Origin of the sequence: Pseudomonas sp. NPDC096925 (genome assembly GCF_044762545.1) — a bacterium.
Lineage (GTDB): Bacteria > Pseudomonadota > Gammaproteobacteria > Pseudomonadales > Pseudomonadaceae > Aquipseudomonas.
In genome coordinates this window covers 47,797-66,867 of record NZ_JBIWEM010000012.1, presented here as the reverse complement: position 1 = coordinate 66,867, position 19,071 = coordinate 47,797, and the positions used below count along the sequence as shown (strand labels likewise).

At 64.5% G+C, this 19,071-nt stretch carries 16 protein-coding genes, 1 tRNA gene and 1 pseudogene; 11 read left to right on the top strand and 7 right to left on the bottom strand.

Annotation, left to right across the window (positions count from 1 at the left end; translation table 11 throughout):
* Positions 1–14: 14 nt before the first annotated feature.
* From fdnG to ACIQYU_RS24870, 7 genes are all read left to right on the top strand, one after another.
* Entirely contained in the window at positions 15–3,083 is a 3,069-nt protein-coding gene (gene fdnG / locus ACIQYU_RS24900) for a formate dehydrogenase-N subunit alpha (protein ID WP_156510838.1), read from the top strand.
* On the top strand, positions 3,083–4,033 hold the full coding sequence (gene fdxH / locus ACIQYU_RS24895) for a formate dehydrogenase subunit beta (RefSeq protein WP_207832731.1): 951 nt from the start codon (positions 3,083–3,085) through the stop codon (positions 4,031–4,033). Before fdnG ends, fdxH begins: the two co-directional genes overlap by 1 nt.
* Complete coding sequence (locus ACIQYU_RS24890) at positions 4,030–4,686, top strand: formate dehydrogenase subunit gamma (protein WP_063911045.1); 657 nt, start codon at positions 4,030–4,032, stop codon at positions 4,684–4,686. The genes fdxH and ACIQYU_RS24890 overlap by 4 nt, the downstream gene beginning before the upstream one ends.
* 4 nt (positions 4,687–4,690) lie before the next feature.
* Positions 4,691–5,611 (top strand): formate dehydrogenase accessory protein FdhE, encoded by a 921-nt coding sequence (fdhE, locus tag ACIQYU_RS24885; protein WP_063911046.1) that lies wholly within the window; start codon positions 4,691–4,693, stop codon positions 5,609–5,611.
* A 160-nt stretch (positions 5,612–5,771) separates the two neighbouring features.
* A complete protein-coding gene (gene selA / locus ACIQYU_RS24880; protein WP_402802598.1) occupies positions 5,772–7,199 on the top strand; it encodes an L-seryl-tRNA(Sec) selenium transferase in 1,428 nt (475 codons plus the stop codon).
* Positions 7,196–9,118 (top strand): selenocysteine-specific translation elongation factor, encoded by a 1,923-nt coding sequence (gene selB / locus ACIQYU_RS24875; RefSeq protein WP_402802596.1) that lies wholly within the window; start codon positions 7,196–7,198, stop codon positions 9,116–9,118. The genes selA and selB overlap by 4 nt, the downstream gene beginning before the upstream one ends.
* Before the next feature lie 6 nt (positions 9,119–9,124).
* A tRNA-Sec gene (locus tag ACIQYU_RS24870) sits at positions 9,125–9,220 on the top strand.
* Positions 9,221–9,336: 116 nt separating this feature from the next.
* On the opposite strand, the gene ACIQYU_RS24865 is transcribed toward ACIQYU_RS24870, so the two are convergent.
* Together ACIQYU_RS24865 and ACIQYU_RS24860 are read right to left on the bottom strand one after the other, a co-directional pair.
* Complete coding sequence (locus tag ACIQYU_RS24865) at positions 9,337–10,326, bottom strand: asparaginase (protein WP_402802594.1); 990 nt, start codon at positions 10,324–10,326, stop codon at positions 9,337–9,339.
* A gap of 71 nt (positions 10,327–10,397) precedes the next feature.
* Complete coding sequence (locus ACIQYU_RS24860) at positions 10,398–11,840, bottom strand: sodium:alanine symporter family protein (protein ID WP_207832734.1); 1,443 nt, start codon at positions 11,838–11,840, stop codon at positions 10,398–10,400.
* A 179-nt stretch (positions 11,841–12,019) separates the two neighbouring features.
* On the opposite strand from ACIQYU_RS24860, the gene ACIQYU_RS24855 reads away from it, so the two are divergent.
* The gene (locus ACIQYU_RS24855) at positions 12,020–12,829 is read left to right on the top strand and encodes a helix-turn-helix transcriptional regulator (protein WP_207832735.1); all 810 of its coding nucleotides are present in this window, start codon (positions 12,020–12,022) and stop codon (positions 12,827–12,829) included.
* 11 nt (positions 12,830–12,840) lie between these two features.
* On the opposite strand, the gene ACIQYU_RS24850 is transcribed toward ACIQYU_RS24855, so the two are convergent.
* Entirely contained in the window at positions 12,841–13,686 is an 846-nt protein-coding gene (locus ACIQYU_RS24850) for an alpha/beta hydrolase (RefSeq protein WP_233688217.1), read from the bottom strand.
* Positions 13,640–13,950, bottom strand: a pseudogene (locus ACIQYU_RS24845) (hypothetical protein); the annotation flags it as partial. The pseudogene ACIQYU_RS24845 and the gene ACIQYU_RS24850, both read right to left, overlap by 47 nt.
* Positions 13,951–14,046: 96 nt before the next feature.
* On the opposite strand from ACIQYU_RS24845, the gene ACIQYU_RS24840 reads away from it, so the two are divergent.
* Positions 14,047–14,931 (top strand): sugar nucleotide-binding protein, encoded by an 885-nt coding sequence (locus ACIQYU_RS24840; protein ID WP_196176555.1) that lies wholly within the window; start codon positions 14,047–14,049, stop codon positions 14,929–14,931.
* On the top strand, positions 14,924–15,856 hold the full coding sequence (locus tag ACIQYU_RS24835; protein ID WP_063911054.1) for an NAD-dependent epimerase/dehydratase family protein: 933 nt from the start codon (positions 14,924–14,926) through the stop codon (positions 15,854–15,856). Before ACIQYU_RS24840 ends, ACIQYU_RS24835 begins: the two co-directional genes overlap by 8 nt.
* A gap of 132 nt (positions 15,857–15,988) precedes the next feature.
* Here ACIQYU_RS24835 and ACIQYU_RS24830 read toward each other — a convergent pair whose 3' ends face one another.
* The gene (locus ACIQYU_RS24830; RefSeq protein ID WP_063911055.1) at positions 15,989–16,432 is read right to left on the bottom strand and encodes a helix-turn-helix domain-containing protein; all 444 of its coding nucleotides are present in this window, start codon (positions 16,430–16,432) and stop codon (positions 15,989–15,991) included.
* 102 nt (positions 16,433–16,534) lie between these two features.
* Here ACIQYU_RS24830 and ACIQYU_RS24825 point away from each other — a divergent pair, with 102 nt between their 5' ends.
* A complete protein-coding gene (locus ACIQYU_RS24825; protein WP_207832739.1) occupies positions 16,535–17,740 on the top strand; it encodes an MFS transporter in 1,206 nt (401 codons plus the stop codon).
* Here ACIQYU_RS24825 and ACIQYU_RS24820 read toward each other — a convergent pair.
* Both ACIQYU_RS24820 and ACIQYU_RS24815 read right to left on the bottom strand, forming a co-directional pair.
* The gene (locus ACIQYU_RS24820) at positions 17,728–18,411 is read right to left on the bottom strand and encodes an OmpW family protein (protein WP_063911057.1); all 684 of its coding nucleotides are present in this window, start codon (positions 18,409–18,411) and stop codon (positions 17,728–17,730) included. The genes ACIQYU_RS24825 and ACIQYU_RS24820 overlap by 13 nt on opposite strands.
* A 109-nt stretch (positions 18,412–18,520) precedes the next feature.
* Positions 18,521–19,033 carry a DUF3299 domain-containing protein gene (locus ACIQYU_RS24815; RefSeq protein WP_333956478.1) on the bottom strand — a complete coding sequence of 171 codons (513 nt, stop codon included), beginning with the start codon at positions 19,031–19,033 and terminating at the stop codon, positions 18,521–18,523.
* Positions 19,034–19,071 lie beyond the last annotated feature (38 nt).

The following is a 19,071-nucleotide window of genomic DNA, read 5'->3' as shown; positions in this document are numbered from 1 at the left end:
ATCAGGAGTGCACGATGGACCTGAACCGTCGGCAGTTCTTCAAGGTCGCCGCCGTCGGCCTTGGAGGCTCGAGCCTTGCGGCGTTGGGCATGGCCCCGACACCCGCATTCGCCGAGCAGGTGCGTCACTTCAAGCTGGCGCATACCAAAGAAACCCGTAACACCTGCCCCTACTGCTCGGTCGGCTGCGGCCTGATCATGTACAGCCAGGGCGATGCGGGCAAGAACGTCAAACAGAACATCATCCATATCGAAGGTGACGCCGACCACCCGGTCAACCGCGGCACCCTCTGCCCGAAAGGTGCCGGCCTGCTGGACTTCATCCACAGCCCGAGCCGCCTGCAGTACCCCGAGGTACGCAAGCCGGGCAGCAAGGAGTGGGTGCGAGTCAGCTGGGACGAGGCGCTCGATCGCGTCGCCGACCTGATGAAGCAGGACCGCGACGCCAACTTCATCGAAAAGAACGCCCAGGGGCAAACGGTCAACCGCTGGCTAACCACCGGTTTTCTCGCTGCTTCCGCCGCCTCCAGCGAGGCCGGCTACCTGACCCACAAGGTCATCCGCGCAACAGGCATGCTGGGGTTCGATAACCAGGCTCGTGTCTGACATGGCCCGACGGTGGCAAGTCTTGCCCCGACGTACGGCCGTGGCGCCATGACCAACCACTGGTCCGATATCGCCAACGCGAATCTGGTCCTGGTGATGGGTGGCAACGCAGCAGAAGCGCATCCGTGCGGCTTCAAGTGGGTGACCGAGGCCAAGGCGCACAACAAGGCGCGGCTGATCGTGGTCGACCCGCGGTTTACCCGTACCGCTTCGGTGGCGGACTACTACGCACCGATTCGTACCGGTACCGACATCGCCTTCATGGGCGGGCTGATCAATTACCTGCTGAGCAACGACAAGATCCAGCACGAGTACGTGCGCAACTACACCGACGTGTCGTTCATCGTCAAAGAGAACTATGGCTTCGAGGATGGCCTGTTCAGCGGCTATGACGAGGCCAAGCGTGTGTATGCCGACAAGTCCGGCTGGGGTTATGAACTGGGTGAGGACGGTTTTGCCAAGGTCGACCCGACCTTGCAGCACCCGCGCTGCGTGTTCCAGCTGATGAAGCAGCACTACAGCCGCTATACCCCGGAACTGGCGAGCATGACCTGTGGCATGCCGCAGGACGCCATGCTGAAGATCTGGGAAGAGATCGCCACCTGCTCGGTACCGGGCAAGACCATGACGATCCTCTACGCGCTCGGCTGGACGCAGCACTCGATCGGCGCACAGATCATCCGCAGTGCGGCCATGGTCCAGTTGCTGCTGGGCAACGTCGGCATGCCCGGTGGCGGGGTCAACGCCTTGCGCGGGCACTCCAACATCCAGGGCCTGACCGACCTCGGCCTGCTGTCCAACTCGCTACCGGGTTACCTGACCTTGGCTGGCGATGCCGAGCAGGACTACGCCGCCTACATCGACAAGCGCGCCTCCAAACCGCTGCGCCCAGGGCAACTGTCGTACTGGCAGAACTACGGCAAGTTCCACGTCAGCCTGATGAAGGCCTGGTATGGCGCCAACGCTACGGCAGAAAACAACTGGGGCTACGACTGGCTGCCCAAGCTCGACGTGCCGGCCTACGACGTGCTGCGCATGTTCGAGATGATGGGCCAGGGCAAGGTCAACGGCTACATGTGCCAGGGCTTCAACCCGATTGCCGCGCTGCCGGACAAGAACCGCGTCACCGCAGCCCTGGGCAAGCTCAAGTGGCTGGTGATCATGGACCCGCTGGCCACCGAGACCTCGGAGTTCTGGCGCAACGTCGGGCCGTTCAACGATGTCGACACGGCCAACATCCAGACCGAAGTGATCCGCCTGCCCACCACCTGCTTCGCCGAGGAAGACGGCTCGCTGGTCAACAGCAGCCGCTGGCTGCAGTGGCACTGGAAGGGCGCCGACGGCCCGGGTGAGACCCGCACCGACGTGCACATCATGAGCGAGCTGTTCCTGCGCCTGCGCCGACGCTACCAGGCCGAGGGCGGTGCCTACCCAGACGCGCTGATGAACATCAACTGGCCATACAAGATCCCTGAAGAGCCATCCCCGGAGGAACTGGCCAAGGAAATGAACGGCTGGGCGGTGACCGACCTCACCGACCCGACTGGCGCAGTGCTCAAGGCCGGCCAGCAACTGGCGGGCTTTGGCCAGCTCAAGGACGATGGCAGCACCGCGTCCGGCTGCTGGATCTTCGCCGGCAGCTGGACCGAGCAGGGCAACCAGATGGCCCGCCGCGACAACAGCGACCCATACGGCATGCACCAGGTGCAGAACTGGGCCTGGGCCTGGCCGGCCAACCGCCGCATCCTCTACAACCGTGCTTCCAGCGACCCGCAAGGCAAACCCTGGGACCCGGAGAAGAAGCGCCTGGTATGGTGGAACGGCAAGGCCTGGACCGGTACCGACGTGCCCGACTTCAAGGTCGACTCGCCACCCGAGGCGGGGATGAACCCGTTCATCATGAACCCCGAAGGCGTGGCGCGGTTCTTCGCCATCGACAAGATGGCCGAAGGCCCGTTCCCCGAGCACTACGAGCCGTTCGAGACGCCGATTGGCATCAACCCGCTGCACCCGCAGAACAAGAAGGCCACCAGCAACCCGGCCGGGCGGGTCTTCGACTCGGTGTGGGACACCCTGGGCAAGCACGACGAGTTCCCGTATGCGGCGACCACGTACCGGCTGACCGAGCACTTCCACTTCTGGAGCAAGCATTGCCGCCTCAACGCCATTGCCCAGCCCGAGCAGTTCGTCGAAATCGGCGAGGTGCTGGCCAACGAGAAGGGTATCAAGGCCGGTGACCGGGTGCGGGTGTCGAGCAAGCGCGGGCACATCGAGGCGGTGGCGGTGGTGACCAAGCGGATTCGCCCGCTCAAGGTCAACAACCAGACCGTGCACCAGATCGGCATCCCGCTGCACTGGGGCTTCACCGGGGCTACGCGGCATGGCTACCTGACCAACACCCTGGTGCCTTTCCTGGGTGACGGCAATACCCAGACGCCAGAGTCCAAGTCGTTCCTCGTCAAAGTGGAGAAACTCTGATGGCCAGCCAAGACATCATCGCCCGCTCGGCCACCACCACCGTACCGCCTTCGGTACGCCAGCAGCAGGAAGTCGCCAAGCTGATCGACACCACCAAGTGCATCGGCTGCAAGGCCTGCCAGGTGGCGTGTTCGGAGTGGAACGAACTGCGTGACGAGGTCGGCCACAACCACGGCACCTATGACAACCCCCAGGACCTCACCGCCGAGACCTGGACCCTGATGCGCTTCACCGAGCATGAGCGCGACGACGGCAACCTGGAGTGGCTGATTCGCAAGGACGGCTGCATGCACTGCGCCGAGCCAGGTTGCCTGAAGGCCTGCCCGAGCCCGGGGGCGATCATCAAGCACGCCAACGGCATCGTCGACTTCAACCAGGACCACTGTATCGGTTGCGGCTACTGCATCACCGGCTGCCCGTTCAACATCCCGCGCATCTCGCAGAAGGACCACAAGGCGTACAAGTGCACCCTGTGTTCCGACCGCGTGACCGTGGGCCTGGAGCCGGCCTGCGTGAAAACCTGCCCGACCGGGGCGATCGTGTTCGGCAGCAAGGACGAGATGAAAGTGCATGCCGCCGAGCGCATCGTCGACCTCAAGTCGCGCGGCTATGACAACGCCGGGCTGTACGACCCGGACGGCGTCGGTGGCACCCATGTGATGTATGTGCTGCACCATGCCGACACGCCGAAACTGTACGCCGGCCTGCCGGATCAGCCGGTGATCAGCCCGCTGGTGGGGCTGTGGAAAGGCTTCACCAAGCCGCTGGCGCTGCTGGCCATGGGCGCGGCGGTGCTGGCCGGGTTCTTCCACTATGTGCGGGTCGGGCCACAGCGGGTGGAGGAGGACGAACGCCCGACACCGCCGGATGAAAGCGTGCATCAGGTGGACCCGTCGGTCCATGTCTATGATCCGGCCAAGCCCGGTGGGCAAGGGGAGCAGCGACCATGAACGACAACAAACCCATCCTGCGTTACAACGCCAACGAGCGCAGCAACCACTGGGTCGTCGCGATCCTGTTCATCCTGGCTGGCCTGTCGGGGCTGGCGCTGTTCCATCCGGCGCTGTTCTGGCTCAGCAACCTGTTCGGCGGTGGGCCGTGGACACGCATCCTGCACCCCTTCATCGGGGTGGCGATGTTCGTGTTCTTCCTCGGCCTGGTGCTGCGTTTCTGGCGCGCCAACTTCATCACCGCCAACGACCGCCTGTGGCTGCGCCGCGTGGACCGGGTGATGCTCAACAAGGAGGAGGGTGTGCCGCCGATTGGCAAGTACAACGCCGGGCAGAAGCTGTTGTTCTGGACCCTGCTGGCGTGCATGCTGGTTCTGCTGGTCAGCGGTGTGGTGATCTGGCGCGCCTACTTCAGCCATTGGTTCGGCATCGAGGTCATTCGCCTGTCCGCGCTGCTCCACGCCCTGGCGGCGTTCGTGCTGATCCTCAGCATCATCGTGCACATCTACGCCGGCATCTGGATCAAGGGCTCGATCGGCGCCATGCTGCATGGCTGGGTCAGCCGCGCCTGGGCGCGCAAGCACCATGAGTTGTGGTACCGCGAAGTGACCGGTGACAAGACGCCGGGCAATCACGGACGAAAAGAAGGATGAGCGCTTGAGCACGATACTCGAACCCGGGCAGATCGAAGCGTCGGCGGTGATGCCGCCGTTTCTGCACCTGCCCCCCGCCAACCTGTTCGAACTGCGGGCCGCGCGCCTGGAGCAGCTGGCCGAGGGCAATGCCCTTGGCGAATACCTGAAGCTGGTGGCCCGCTTGTGCCGCATCCAGCAGCAGCTTGTGGATAACCCGCCCGCTGGCATGCCTGTGGCCGAGGAGCGTCAACGCCTGTGCATAAGTCATGGTTTGCCGCCGCTGGCGGCGGATAGCCTGGTGCGTGAAGGGCCGTGGCTGGTCTGGTTGCAGGCCTTGCTCGAGCACTTCAGCGCGCAAACCAGCGGTCCGTTGGGTGAGGCACTGCAAGCCCTGCGTGGCAGCGACGACAATCAGCGCAAGGGCTGGGGCATTGCCTTGCTCGCCGGCCAGTACGATGCAGTGCCCGCAGCGCTGGTGCCGTTCATTGGGGCGGCCTTGCAGGCGGCCTGGTCCAGTTGGTTGCTGGCGCTGCCCGCGCCAGAGCTCAAGCCCGCCGGCAGCCTGGCCCAGTGCCCGGCCTGCGGCTCGCCGGCGATGGCCGGGGTGGTGCGCAACCGTGGCAAGCACAATGGCCTGCGCTACCTGGCCTGTTCGCTGTGTGCCTGTGAATGGCATGTAGTGCGGGTCAAGTGCGTCTACTGCGAGTCGAGCAAGGACCTGCGCTACACCAGCCTCGACGATGACCGCCATGCGCCGGGCAAGGCGCCGCTGCGTGCCGAGTGCTGCCCGGCGTGCGAAAGCTACCTGAAGCAGAACTACCTGGAAAACGATGCGGCGGCCGAGCCGCTGGCCGACGACCTGGCCAGCCTGGCGCTGGACATTCGCCTGGACGAGGAGGGCTTCCATCGGTTGGCACCGAACCTGATGCTTGCGCCCGGGTAGTGGGTGAGTGTCTACACTGTAAGACCGAGTCGCCTTCTTCGCGGGTAAACCCGCTCCCACAGGTACCGCGCAAGCTTCAAAAGCTGCGCGGGCCTTGTGGGAGCGGGTTCCCCCGCGAAGAGGCCAGTACAGACAACGGATCAGTCCAAGGTAGTACCGCATGTCCTCCAGCCTAGCCAGCGACACCCCACGCCTGCCCTCCATCGACACCCTTTTGCGCCACCCGGCCTGCCTCCCGCTGATCGACCGCCATGGCCGCGACGCGGTCCTTGCCACCTTGCGCCAACTGCTCGACGACCTGCGCGACCCCGCCCGTACCGGCCAACTCAGCGCCGCCGAACTTGCCGCTGAAGTCCTGCTGGGCCGCACCGGCGAACGCCTGGCCACCCAGCAACGCAGCCATGTCCGCCGCGTGTTCAACCTCACCGGCACCGTCCTGCACACCAACCTTGGCCGCGCCCTGTTGCCAGAGGAGGCCATCGAGGCCATGCAGACCGCCGCCCGCTACCCGCTCAACCTGGAATTCGACCTGGCCACCGGCAAGCGTGGCGACCGTGACGACCTGATCGAAGGCCTGATCCGCGAGCTGACCGGCGCCGAAGCCGTCACCGTGGTCAACAACAACGCTGCCGCCGTGCTGCTGGCGCTCAACAGCCTGGGCGCGCGCAAGGAGGGCATCATCTCCCGCGGTGAACTGATCGAGATCGGCGGTGCCTTCCGCATTCCCGACATCATGGCCCGCGCTGGCGTGAAGCTGCACGAAGTCGGCACCACCAACCGCACCCACGCCCGCGACTACGAGGCCGCCATCGGCCCACGCACCGGCCTGCTGATGCGCGTGCATTGCAGCAACTACAGTATCCAGGGTTTCACTACCCAGGTGCCCACCGCCGAGCTGGCGCGCATCGCCCACCAACATGACTTACCGCTGCTTGAGGACCTTGGCAGCGGTAGCCTGCTTGACCTCACCCGCTGGGGCCTGCCCGCCGAGCCGACCGTGCGCCAGGCCCTGGCTGACGGCGCCGATATCGTCACCTTCAGTGGCGACAAACTGCTGGGCGGGCCGCAAGCCGGGATCATCGTCGGGCGCAAGGACCTGATCGCCAGGATCAAGAAGAACCCGCTCAAGCGCGCGTTGCGGGTCGACAAGATCACCCTCGCCGCACTCGAAGCGGTGCTGGCGCTGTACCGCAACCCCGACCGCCTGGCCGAGCGCCTGCCCAGCCTGCGTCTGCTGACCCGCAGTCAGGCCGAAATCCAGGCCCAGGCCGAGCGCCTGGCCCCTGAGCTCAAGGCCCGCCTCGGCGAGCAATGGGCGGTCAGTGTGGAGCCGGCGTTGGGCATGATCGGCAGTGGCAGCCAACCGGTCGCCCGCCTGCCGAGCGCGGCGTTGTGCCTGCGCCCGCAGGTGTCGAAGAAGTTGCGCGGGCGCAGCCTGCATGTGCTGGAGCGGGCCTTGCGAGACCTGCCGGTGCCGGTGCTCGGCCGCATCGCCGACGACGCCCTGTGGCTGGACCTGCGCCAGCTGGATGACGAAGCCCAGTGGCTGGCGCAGTTGCCCGCCCTGCAGTTGGGGCCGGTACAGTGATCGTTGGTACCGCCGGCCATATCGACCACGGCAAGACCGCACTGCTCCAGGCCCTGACCGGCCAGGCCGGCGACCAGCGCCAGGAGGAGCGCGCCCGTGGCATGACCATCGACCTGGGCTACCGCTATGCGGCGTTGACCGAGGGGGCGGCCCTGACCGGCTTCATCGACGTACCGGGCCATGAGCGCTTTATCCACAACATGCTGGCCGGCGCCCACGGCATCGACCTGGTGCTGCTGGTGGTGGCGGCCGACGACGGGGTGATGCCACAAACCCGCGAGCACCTGGCAATCATCGAGCTGCTCGGCATTCCCCAGGCCCTGGTGGCAATCAGCAAATGCGACCGGGTAGAGCCGGCACGCCTGGCCGAAGTGCAGGCACAAGTCAGCGAATTGCTGGCGCCGGGCCCTTATGCCGGTGCACGGCAGTTTCCGTTGTCGAGTGTGACCGGCGAGGGTATCGATGCCCTGCGCCAGGCGTTGCTGGCGGCGGAGCAGCGCGTGCGCCAGCGCAGCGTGCGCGGCGGTTTCCGCCTGGCCGTCGACCGTGCTTTCGCCGTTACCGGGGCGGGTGTGGTGGTCACGGGCACGGCGCTGGCCGGGCGGGTCAGTGCCGGCGACACCTTGTTGCTGGGCAAGGCCGGCAAACTGGTACGGGTGCGTGGCCTGCATGCGCAGAACCAGGCCGCCCTGGTGGCCGAGGCGGGCCAGCGTGTGGCGCTGAACATCGCTGCCGAACGCCTGGCGGCGGAACAGGTGCATCGGGGTGACTGGCTGGTGGCCGAGTGGCTGCATGCCCCCAGCGTGCGGGTGGATATCGAACTGAAACTTTTGCCGGGCGAGACCCGGACTTTCGAACATTTCAGCGCCGTGCACGTGCACCTCGGCACCCAGGACGTAACGGCCCGGGTGGCCTTGCTCGAAGGAGAAACCCTGACGGCGGGCCAGCGCATGTTCGCCCAGTTGCTGCTCAACGCACCGCTGCAGGCGGTACACGGCGACCGCCTGGTGCTGCGCGACCAGCGTGCCCAGCGCACCCTGGGGGGCGGCAAGGTGCTCGACCCGTTTGCGCCAAGCCGTCAGCGGCGCAGCGATGAGCGCCTGCGCCAGTTGCAGGTGCTGCGTGATACCGAGGACCTGGAGCAGGCCCTGCCGGCGCTGCTCGCCAGCGCACCCGGGGGTGTCGACCCGCAGCGCCTGGAGCGGCAGTTCAATCGCCTGCGCGAAACCTGGCAGTTGCCGGAAGATGTGCTGGTGGTGGCAACACGGCAGGGCCAACTGTTGTTTGCCCGTGCCCAGTGGCAGGCGCTCAAGCGCCTGGTGCCGGAGCAGTTGGCGCGGTTCCATGAGCAGGAGCCTGACCAGCTCGGCCCGGACCGCGACCGCCTGCGCCGCTTTGCTGCCTTGCCGCTGGAGCGGCCCGCTTTTGTCAGCCTGCTGGATGAGTTGCTCGATGACCGTGCCATTGCCAGTAGCGGGCCTTGGCTGCACCTGCCCGATCACAAGGTGCAGTTGAGTGAAGCCGACAGCGCGCTATGGGCGAGTCTGCAACCGAAGTTGCTGGCGGGGCAATACGATCCGCCCTGGGTCAGGACGCTGGCGAGTGAGGAAAACCGTGCCGAAGCCGATGTGCGCCTGTTGCTGCGCAAGCTGGCCCGGTTGGGCCTGGTGCACCAGGTGGTGCGCGACCTGTTCTACCCTGAGGCGACGCTACAGCGCATGGCAGAGCTGCTGCTGGGGCAGGCCAGTGAAACGCCGATAGTGCAGGTTGCCGCGTTTCGCGATATGTTGGGCATCGGTCGCAAGCGCAGTGTGCAGATACTGGAATACTTCGACCGCATCGGTCTGACCCGGAGGGTGGCCGATCAGCGTCACATTCGCGCCGACAGCGCCCTGGCCCAGCAGCAAGCCAGGCACTGAGTTCAAGGAAGGCAATCGCGCCCGGTGGCGCGGCCGGGCTTCAAACCCGGTTGGGGACGGCAGCCGTTCCCGGGCAGGTTCGACTCCCGCTGCCTTCCGCCATTTTTTACTGGCCCATTCGCGGGCAAGCCCGCTCCCACAGGACTTCACAGCCTTCAAGGGCAGTGCTGTACCTGTGGGAGCGGGCTTGCCCGCGAATAGGCCCTGATGGGTGAAAGCTAGGCCCGCTCCCCACACAGATCCAGGGCAAACCACTGCTCAGCTGCATCCACATCCAGCCCGGCCCCCAGCAGCGCAACCATCTTGGCCAGCGCCGCCTCACGGGTCATGCCCCCACCACTGACCAGCCCGGCCCCGCGCAAGCGGTTACCCGCCGCATAGGTATCGAACACCACCGACCCCTCAGGGCACTGGCTGATAGCTGCCAGCATCACACCGCGCTGGCGCGCTGCGCTCAGCACATCCAGCAATGCCTGGTCATCCGACGGCCCGGTACCGCTGCCGTAGCACTCCAGCAGCAACCCCTGCACGCCACTGCCCAGCAGTGCCTGCAAGTGCCCGGCCTGCAGGCCCGGGAACACCGGCACTACCGCCAGGTTGACCGGCTGGCGCGGGTGCTTGTAGCCAAGCTCGGCAGGGATCGCCGTGGCGCGCTCACTGTCACGATGACGTGGCAGCGCGACAAAGGCATCGAACGCCTCGCTGCGCAGCTTCGACGCCCGGCAGCCATGCAGCAGCTGGCCATGGAAGTACAGCTGCACGCCGTCTTCCAGCCCTTGTTCGAACTGGCGCAGCGCGCCGCACAGGTTGCCCCAGGCATCGCTGTCTGCGGCACCCGCCGGCAGCATCGAGCCGGTCAGCAGCACCGGCACCGGCAGGCCCAGCAGCAGGAACGACAATGCCGCGGCGCTGTAGGCCAGGCTGTCGGTACCATGCAGCACCAGCACGCCATCATGGCCAGCAACCTCTACCGCTGCGACGATGGCATCGCGCATCGCCAGCCAGTTGTGCTGTTGCATGTTGGCGCTGTCCAGCAGCGGGTCCAGTTCCTGCAGGGTCCATCGCAGTTGTGGCGCATCGGGCATGTGGGCGAAGTGTTCGCGCATGCGCGCTTCGAAACCACCGGCCGGCGCCAGGCCTTCGGGGGTTTCGAGCATGCCGATGGTGCCCCCGGTATAGAGAACGAGGAGATTGTTTACTGCTCGCATGGGAAGCATCCGTAGCGGTGAGCGGAGAAAAGGTAAGCCGCCCACGGACGGGGCGGCTGGAAGGGAGAATATCAGCGCTGCGTCTGGACTTCGCCGACTGCTTTGTCAGTGGCTGTTTCCGCCTGCGGATTGGCAGGCCAGGCATTGCGGTCCAGGTCCAGGTCGGCGAACTTGGCCGAGTCGAACACCGGCTGGTCGACGCCCGCCTTGCGCTGCTCGTCGTAGTCGCGCATTACCCGCAGGCCGACCTTGAACAGCAGGGCCAGAGCCACCAGGTTGACGAAGGCCAGGCAGGTCATGGTGATATCGGCAAAGGCGAACACGGTCGACAGGTCCTGCAGCGAACCCCATACCACCAGCGCCAGTACCAAGCCACGGAACACCATCAGTACCACGCGATTGCGGCTGAGGAACTGCAGGCTGTTCTCGCCCAGGTAGTAGTTGTAGAGGATGCAGGTGAACACGAACAGCGACAGCGCGACGCTGACGAACACGCGGCCCCAGTCACCAACCACGGCGGCCAGCGAGTTCTGGGTCAGGACGATACCGTCACCTTCGAAGCCCGGGGTGTAGAAGCCCGACAGCAGGATCAGCAGCGCGGTGCAGGTGCAGATCACGAAGGTGTCGAGGAACACGCTGAAGGCCTGGACCACGCCCTGGGCACCCGGGTGTTTCACGGCGGCCACGGCGGCGACGTTCGGCGCGCTACCCAGGCCTGCTTCGTTGGCGAACACGCCACGCTTCACGCCCATGACGATGGCGCTGCCGAGCAGGCCGGCAAACGCCGGGTCGAGGCCGAAGGCGCTCTTGAAGATGGTTTCCAGCATGGCTGGCACGTGTTCGATCTGGGTGCCGATCACGTACAGGGTCACGCCGATGTAGGCCAGGGTCTTGACCGGTACCAGCAGGTCCGACACCGCGGCGATGCGCTTGATGCCGCCGATGAAGGTGATGGCCAGCAGCACGGCGAGGACGATGCCGGTGTGCTTGGGGTCGAAGGCGAAGGCGTTCTGCAGCGAGTGGGTCACGGTGTACGACTGCAGGCCGATGAAGGCGAAGCCGTAGGTGACCAGCAGCAGGACCGAGAACACGATGGCCATGCTTTTCAGCTTCAGGCCGTGCTGGATGTAGTAGGCCGGGCCGCCACGGTACAGGCCGTCGCCATCGGCGCGCTTGTAGACCTGGGCCAGGGTGCATTCGAAGAAGCTGCTGGACATGCCCACCAGTGCGGTGACCCACATCCAGAATACGGCGCCTGGGCCACCCAGGGTCACGGCAATGCCGACACCGGCGATGTTACCGGCGCCCACACGGCCGGCCAGGCTCAGCATCAGGGCCTGGAAGGAGCTCAGCTGGCCAGCCTGGCCACGCAGCGACTCCTTGAACACACCGAACATGTGGCCAAAGTGGCGGAACTGGACGAAACGGGAGCGGATGGTGAAGTAGCTACCCAGCCCTACGATCAGCACAATGAGAAGTTTCCCCGAGAGGAAATCGTTGAGTACTTCGAGCATTGGAAAATGACCTCGATTCTTATTGTTCGTGTGGAAAGACCAGCGGACGGCGGGCGCACCGCTATTCGTTGGGGCGCATGGTTGGCTATGACAAGGCCGGTTACAATTTCGCGGATTGCTCTGATTTGGTGCAACCTGATGCTATACTTGCGTCATTCGCGTCACCCGAGCCCTGTGTCATGAGCGTTCATTTCGCTACCAATCTCAAACTGGCCTGCAGCCACTACCGCTCTATCTCCGAAGTTTGCCGCAAGCTCGCGATCAATCGCGCACAGTTCAACAAGTACCTGAGCGGGCAGAGCCGTCCGACGGCATTCAATCTCAAGCGCATCAGCGATTTCTTCGGTGTCGAGGATTACGAGCTGAATTTGCCGCCCGAGCAGTTCAGCCACCTGATCGGTGCGCGTGTGTCGACCTTGGCCGAGCAACCTGGCGACCCGATCAGCGAGTTGTTTCGCCCGTTGCACGAACATGCCGGCAATCTGTCGCGTTATTGCGGCTATTACCTGGAGTATTCCAACTGCATGTCGGTGCCGGGCACGATCCTGGTGTCGCTGGTGCACCTGTGGGAAGAGCGCGGGCAGTTTCTGTTCGAGCGCCAGGAACGCCAGGAGCGCTCCAGTGCCACTGACCACCATGCCGAGGTGCGTTGCCGTTACCTGGGGGCGGCGTTCCAGTTGCAGGACCGGATGTTCCTGGTCGACTACGAGTCGCTGACTTTCAACGAGATGAGCCAGACCATCCTCATCCCCAGCTTCAAAAGCCGCATTACCCGCCTGAACGGCCTCAAGGCCGGCGTTTCCAGCGGTGACCAGCGCTACCCGGCCTGTACCCGGGTGGTGTGGGATTACCTGGGAGAGGAGATCAATCGCATCAACGCCTATCGCCAGGTAAAACTGTACCAGCCGGATGATCCCCGTATAGATGACGACATACGCGAGCGCTTGAGTGTGAGGCCGCTTAGTAACGGATTGTTTGAAATCAAGTAGTGGTCAACGCGTCAGGCGTTGTCGAGGATGAAGTTTTCCACGGCGCTCGCAACCTGATCGGCAATCGCTGGCGTACTGCGTAAGTGGGCGGCGATGCCATGGTCGCAGTCTGTAAGAAACAGGCATTGCAAACGCGACGCTGAAACTGATTGCATCAGGGCCTGGGTAACTTCTTCAGGAATCGGGCTGTAGCGCTCGGCGCCGGCCAGCCACAGGTTACCTGCGCTAGTGCCCGGATCTTTGCCAAATCGTTGTGAGTTCAGCCCGTCATACTCGCCAATTACCATCAGAACTCTGCCTTGGAACCGCTTGAGGAAGGCGTAACTGTCACAATCGAGAAAACCATAGGGTTCTCTGATCGCGGCCGTGAATGCCGGGCCGAACGGTACCTTGTGAGCACGGTCTGGATAGACCGCCGGGCAGATCAGCACGATGCTGTCCACTTGCGGCAACTGTGCTGCAAGTTTCAGCGTTATAGCCGCGCCCAGGCTGTGGCCTATTATCGTCCGACAGCGAAGCGCGATATGCGCGTGGAAACGCCGTGCTTCATCAAGGTTGGTAGCCAGTGAGGGTGACACTGCGCCTGGCTCACTGGCGAGGCTATGACCTGACAGATTGGCAGTGAGGGAACCAATGCCTGCGGCCTGCAGGCGATAGAGCAGGGGATTGAGCCGGGTAAAGTCGGAGCGCGCGCCCCCCAGGACGAATGCCGGCGCTGCGCGTTCGATATCGGGGACCAGCAAGCGGGCTTGTTGCTGGTAGTTTCCAAATACTTCGTCGATGAACAGTTCTTTGCCTGGGGCGAGTTCGTCAAACTGCCATTTCAGGCGCTGAGAAGATTCCGTTTGCAAGTGCATGGGGCCTCTGGAGGAATTGCTTGAGCCATTCGCCGAGTGGAGTTCCCGTATCGAGTAGCAGTTTGATTGCCATGATGATGCAGATACTGACCAGCAGCGGCTTTATGAGACCAGAGCCGAAACGAACGGTACAGCGCAGGCCAGCATGAACAACCAGCCGGCTCCAGGGCCGAAGTTGTCATCATAAAACCCGATGCCTGGAGCAACCTCCACACAGAACAGGTCAGTCCTTTGCCTCCGGGCGGCCCAAGTCTGCAATGGTTTGGCTTGCAATGGCTATGGCCCACGTTGGACTTCCCCGCCCAGAAACCGCAAAATGAGCCCTTTCCTTCAATCAACCTCTCCGGATCTGCTGACTCTATGCGTATGCGCCTAATGCTGTTGGGTGGTGGCAATGCCCTCGGGCAAGCGCTGATTCGTCTTGGGGCCGAGGAGGACATCGCATTCCTGGCGCCGCGCCCGCCCGAGAACGGCTGGACGCCGGCCAGCCTCACCCAGCTGCTCGACGATCATCGCCCCGATGCCCTGGTCAACCTGGCCTATTACTTCGACTGGTTCCAGGCCGAGTCGGTCAGCGAGCAACGCCTGGCTCAACAGGAGCGAGCGGTGGAGCGGTTGGCGGAGCTGTGCCAGCACCACCAGATCACCCTGGTGCAGCCCTCCAGCTACCGGGTGTTCGATGGTTCGCGGGCCACGGCCTATAGCGAAAAGGACGAGCCGGTGCCGCTGGGCCTGCGTGGCCAGGCCCTGTGGCGCATCGAGCAGAGCGTGCGCGCGGCTTGCCCGCAACACGTGCTGCTACGCTTTGGCTGGCTGCTCGACGAAAGCATCGATGGGTCGCTGGGGCGCTTCCTGACCCGTGCCGAGCAACCCCAGGAGCTGCTGCTGGCCGATGACCGGCGCGGCAACCCGACGCCGGTCGACGACGCCGCCCGGGTGATACTGTCGGTGCTCAAGCAACTCGATTGCAGCGCGCCGCTGTGGGGCACCTACCATTACGCCGGCAACGAGGCGACCACGCCGCTGGCGCTAGGCCAGGCGATCCTCGCCGAGGCCGGCCAATACCGTCAGCTGGCCGTGCAGGCACCGACGCCGCAGGCCCATGCCGCGCGCCCGGATGCCAGCGAAGAGCCGCAGCACGCGGTACTGGCCTGCAAGAAAATCCTTCATACCTTCGGCATCAAGCCGCGCGCCTGGCGCGCCGGCCTGCCGCCCCTACTGGACCGGTTCTACCGCCATGGCTGACGCCCCCATCCTGATCACCGGCGGTGCCGGCTTCATTGGCTCCCACCTGTGCGATGCGTTGTTGGACAAAGGCTACGCAGTACGCATTCTCGACGACTTCTCCACTGGCCAGCGGGGCAACCTGCAGGTCGGCCACCCACGGCTGGAACTGGTTGAAGGCGATGTCGCCGATGCCGGGCTGGTCACGCAGGTTGCGGCTGGTTGCAGTGCTGTGGTGCACCTGGCGGCGGTGGCCTCGGTGCAGGCCTCGGTCGAGGACCCGGTGCGGACCCACCAGAGCAATTTCATCGGCACCCTCAATGTGTGCGAAGCCATGCGCGTGCATGGCCTGCGCCGGGTGTTGTTCGCCTCCAGTGCTGCGGTGTACGGCAACAATGGCGAAGGCGAGTCGATTGCCGAAGACACCCCCAAGGCGCCGCTGACCCCCTATGCCGTGGACAAGCTGGCCAGTGAGCAGTACCTGGACTTCTACCGTCGCCAGCATGGCCTGGAGCCTGTGGTGTTCCGCTTCTTCAATATCTTCGGGCCGCGCCAGGACCCGTCTTCGCCGTATTCCGGGGTGATCAGCATCTTCTCCGAGCGTGCTGTGCAGGGTTTGCCGATTACGGTGTTCGGCGATGGCGAGCAGACCCGGGACTTCCTCTACGTGGGCGACCTGGTACAGGTGATGGTGCAGGCGCTGGAGCAGCCGCAGGTCGAAGAGGGCGCGGTGAATATCGGCCTCAACCAGGCCACGTCGCTTAACCAGCTGCTGGCGGCGCTGGAGAAAGTGGTGGGTAGCTTGCCGGCGGTCAGCTATGTGCCGGCACGCTCGGGTGACATTCGCCATTCGCGGGCGGATAACCAGCGTTTGCTGGCGCGGTTCGAGTTTCCGCAGGCGACGCCGATTGTCGAGGGCCTGGCGCGGCTTCTGGGCAAGGGCTGAAATCCTTGGGGGCGCTTTGCGCCCCCTATCGCGACACAAGGCCGCTCCTACAGAGATCGCGTAAAGCCAAACATGTCCGGTCCATGTGGGGGCGGCCTTGCGTCGCGAAAGGGCCGCACAGCGGCCCCGGAATCATCGATGCCGCACCACTTTTCGCAGGCAATCCCCGGCCGCCAGCACCCGCCCATCCCGGGCCCGCACCTGCAGTGTTTCCAGCGCCTGCCCGGTATCGCCATCCACCAACTCCGAACGCACTTCACCTGCCTCGAACAGAAACCGCTCCCCCCACTGCCTCAAGCCAACCACCACCGGGAACACCGATCGTCCTTTCTCGGTCAGCACATATTCCTTGTAGGCACTGCCATCCGACGCAGGCTGCAGCGTCAGCAGCCCGCTTTCCACCAGCCACTTGAGCCGAGAGGCGAGGATATTCTTCGCCAGCCCCAGGTTCTTCTGGAATTCACTGAAGCGCCGCAGGCCATCGAAGGCATCGCGCAGGATCATTAACGCCCAACGGTCTCCCAGCACCTCCAGGGCCCGGGCCACGGGGCATTGCGCATTGTTTTCATCGAGCATGGACGGGGCCTTTCATGATCATCTGGTTGCAGGTTAAAACCACATTTGCTAAATAGCCAGCATGTAGTTTCAATTCGAAACCAGATTGACGAGGCCAGCCCGATGACCCCTACGCTGACACGCTGGATAACCCTGTTGCTGGCCACCACCAGCGCCATGGCCGTGGCGACCGTGTATTTCGCCCAGCCTTTGCTCGAATCGATGGCCGCCGACCTGGGCGTGGCGCAGCAGCGGATCGGCTGGGTAGTTGGCGCGACCCAGGCGGGCTATGCGCTGGGGTTGTTGCTGATCGTGCCGCTGGGGGACCTGATCGACCGCAAGCGCCTGTTGCTCGGGCAGTTGCTGTTCTCGACCCTGGCGCTGGTTGGTGTTGGCATGGCGCCGACCTGGGCGCTACTGCTGCTGGCCCTGGCCATCACCGGGCTGATGGCGGTCATGGTGCAGGTGATGGTGGCGCATGCAGCGAGCCTTGCCGCCCCCGGGCAGCAAGGGCAGGCCGTGGGCAGCATCACCAGCGGCGTGGTGCTGGGCATTCTGCTGGCGCGTCTGGTCTCGGGCGGGCTTGCCGACCTGGCCGGCTGGCGCAGCGTGTACCTGTTTGCCGCAGGGCTGCTGATGCTACTGGCCCTGGTGCTATGGCGCAGCCTGCCCACGGGGCAGCCGGTGACGCTGCGGTCTGGCTACCGGGCGCTGATCGTTGCCCAGTTCAGGCTGTATCAGCACGATCGGTTGCTGCGTCAGCGTGGGCTGTTCGGCGTATTGATCTTCGCCGCGTTCAGCGTGCTGTGGAGTGCCATGGTCATGCCCCTGAGTGCCGCGCCATTGGCGCTGAGCCATACCGAGATCGGTCTGTTCGGCCTGGCGGGTGTTGCCGGCACATTGGCGGCAGCGCGCGCCGGTCGCCTGGCCGACCAGGGGTTGGCGGAGCGCACCACCGGGTTGGCGCTGGTTCTGCTGGTGCTGTCATGGCTGCCTACGGCTTTCGTCGGGCATTCACTGCTGGCCTTCGGGCTGGGTGTGCTGATGCTGGACTTTGCCGTGCAGGCGGTGCATGTCACCAACCAGAGCCTGTTGCTGGCCGGGCGTGGCGCAATGGCCAGCCGGTTGATCGGCGCCTACATGTGCTGCTATTCGCTTGGCAGTGGGCTTGGGGCGGTACTGGCGAGCTGGGTGTATGCCCATTGGGGTTGGGCAGCGGTGTGTGGGCTTGGGATGGGCATCAGCGCGGTCGCGCTGGGGTATTGGCTAGGGTTGCAACGAGCGAGGGCGGCCGAAGCCGCCCTGCAGTGTTCGGGTCAGAACTTGTAGCCAAGGCCGACCATGTACACCCACGGGTCGACTTCGACGTCGACCTTGGTCTTGCTGTAGCCCAGTGCGGACGGGCCGTTGACGCTGGCCTTGGTGTCGATGTCGACGTACCAGACCGAGGCGTTGACCAGCAGATTGTCGGTAATCATGTAGTCCATGCCCAGCTGGCCGGCGATGCCGACCGAGTCCTGCAGCTTCAGGTTGCTGAAGCCCTGCTGCTTGCGTGCACTACTGAGGTCTTCATCGAAGAACAGGGTGTAGTTGATGCCGACGCCGGCATACGGCTGGAACCTGGAAGTCGGCTCCATCGGGTAGTACTGCAGCGACAGGGTCGGTGGCAGTTGCTTGATGTCGGCCAGCTTGCCGTCCAGGCCGCCGCCCAGGCCTTTGACGCCGACGGTGTGCTTGAACGGGGTGGCTGCCAGCAGTTCCAGGCCGATGTGGTCGGTGAGCATGTAGGCGAAGGTCAGGCCCAGCTGGGTGTCGCTGTCCAGGGTCGCCTTGGTGCCCGAGACTTTGTTGCCGTCGAATTTCAGGTCGCCGCTGCTTTCGTTGGGAGCGGTGGTGATGGCACCGGCACGGACGATGACATCGCCTGCCTGGTGGGCGTGGGCGACAGGGGCAGCGAGCGCCAGGGCCGCGAGGGCGGCGCTGAGCAAGGACTTGTTCATGGAAGCTCCCAAAGGACGTGAGTAATCGAGTAGTCCAATGGTACGGATGCGGTTAAACAGAAAGTTTGACCCAGCTCAAAGAAGCGTCTTCACGAATTCGAAACAGATCTCACTTCAGCTCGTAAGCGTATATTTTCTCGGCTTCCATCTGGTATCCAGCGTCGGCCAGTTCGCTGCTGGATGCTCTAACCTGCAGCTTTCCCTCGATCCAGTAGGGTTGGTAGAGGTCTTCGATGCGCACGCCCATCTCGCTGAAAATGTGCACGATCTGGTTCGAGGGCGGTGGTGGCACGTGGATGCACGCGCCGTAGTAGGGGACCAGCAGGAATTCGGTGGTGCGGCCTTCTTCGCTCACTTCCAGCGGCACGATGTAGCCGGGTAGTTTGATCTGCTGGCCATCGAGGCTTTTCACCACCGGGGCGGCGGGGGCCTGCTGGCGCGCCGGTGGGGCGGATTCGGCGGACAGGGCGTTGCTGAGCTGCGACATGTCGTGCAGCGGCGCGAGTTGGGGCGGGATGATCGGGGCGCCTTCGGGGATAAGGGCGGGCCAGTCCAGTTCGCGGGGTTCCGAGGCCCACAGAGGCATCGCTACTGTCAGCAGCAGGATCAGCAGCGTGTGCAGTGCTGGCCTTTTCGCGGGCGCGCCCGCTCCCACAGGTT

Coding starts and splice junctions, on each gene's coding strand:
- fdxH (WP_207832731.1), top strand. CDS start 3,083: ATGGCCAGCCAAGACATCATCGCCCGCTCGGCCACCACCACCGTACCG.
- ACIQYU_RS24890 (WP_063911045.1), top strand. CDS start 4,030: ATGAACGACAACAAACCCATCCTGCGTTACAACGCCAACGAGCGCAGC.
- selA (WP_402802598.1), top strand. CDS start 5,772: ATGTCCTCCAGCCTAGCCAGCGACACCCCACGCCTGCCCTCCATCGAC.
- ACIQYU_RS24865 (WP_402802594.1), bottom strand. CDS start 10,326: ATGCGAGCAGTAAACAATCTCCTCGTTCTCTATACCGGGGGCACCATC.
- ACIQYU_RS24860 (WP_207832734.1), bottom strand. CDS start 11,840: ATGCTCGAAGTACTCAACGATTTCCTCTCGGGGAAACTTCTCATTGTG.
- ACIQYU_RS24855 (WP_207832735.1), top strand. CDS start 12,020: ATGAGCGTTCATTTCGCTACCAATCTCAAACTGGCCTGCAGCCACTAC.
- ACIQYU_RS24850 (WP_233688217.1), bottom strand. CDS start 13,686: ATGCACTTGCAAACGGAATCTTCTCAGCGCCTGAAATGGCAGTTTGAC.
- ACIQYU_RS24840 (WP_196176555.1), top strand. CDS start 14,047: ATGCGTATGCGCCTAATGCTGTTGGGTGGTGGCAATGCCCTCGGGCAA.
- ACIQYU_RS24835 (WP_063911054.1), top strand. CDS start 14,924: ATGGCTGACGCCCCCATCCTGATCACCGGCGGTGCCGGCTTCATTGGC.
- ACIQYU_RS24830 (WP_063911055.1), bottom strand. CDS start 16,432: ATGCTCGATGAAAACAATGCGCAATGCCCCGTGGCCCGGGCCCTGGAG.
- ACIQYU_RS24825 (WP_207832739.1), top strand. CDS start 16,535: ATGACCCCTACGCTGACACGCTGGATAACCCTGTTGCTGGCCACCACC.
- ACIQYU_RS24820 (WP_063911057.1), bottom strand. CDS start 18,411: ATGAACAAGTCCTTGCTCAGCGCCGCCCTCGCGGCCCTGGCGCTCGCT.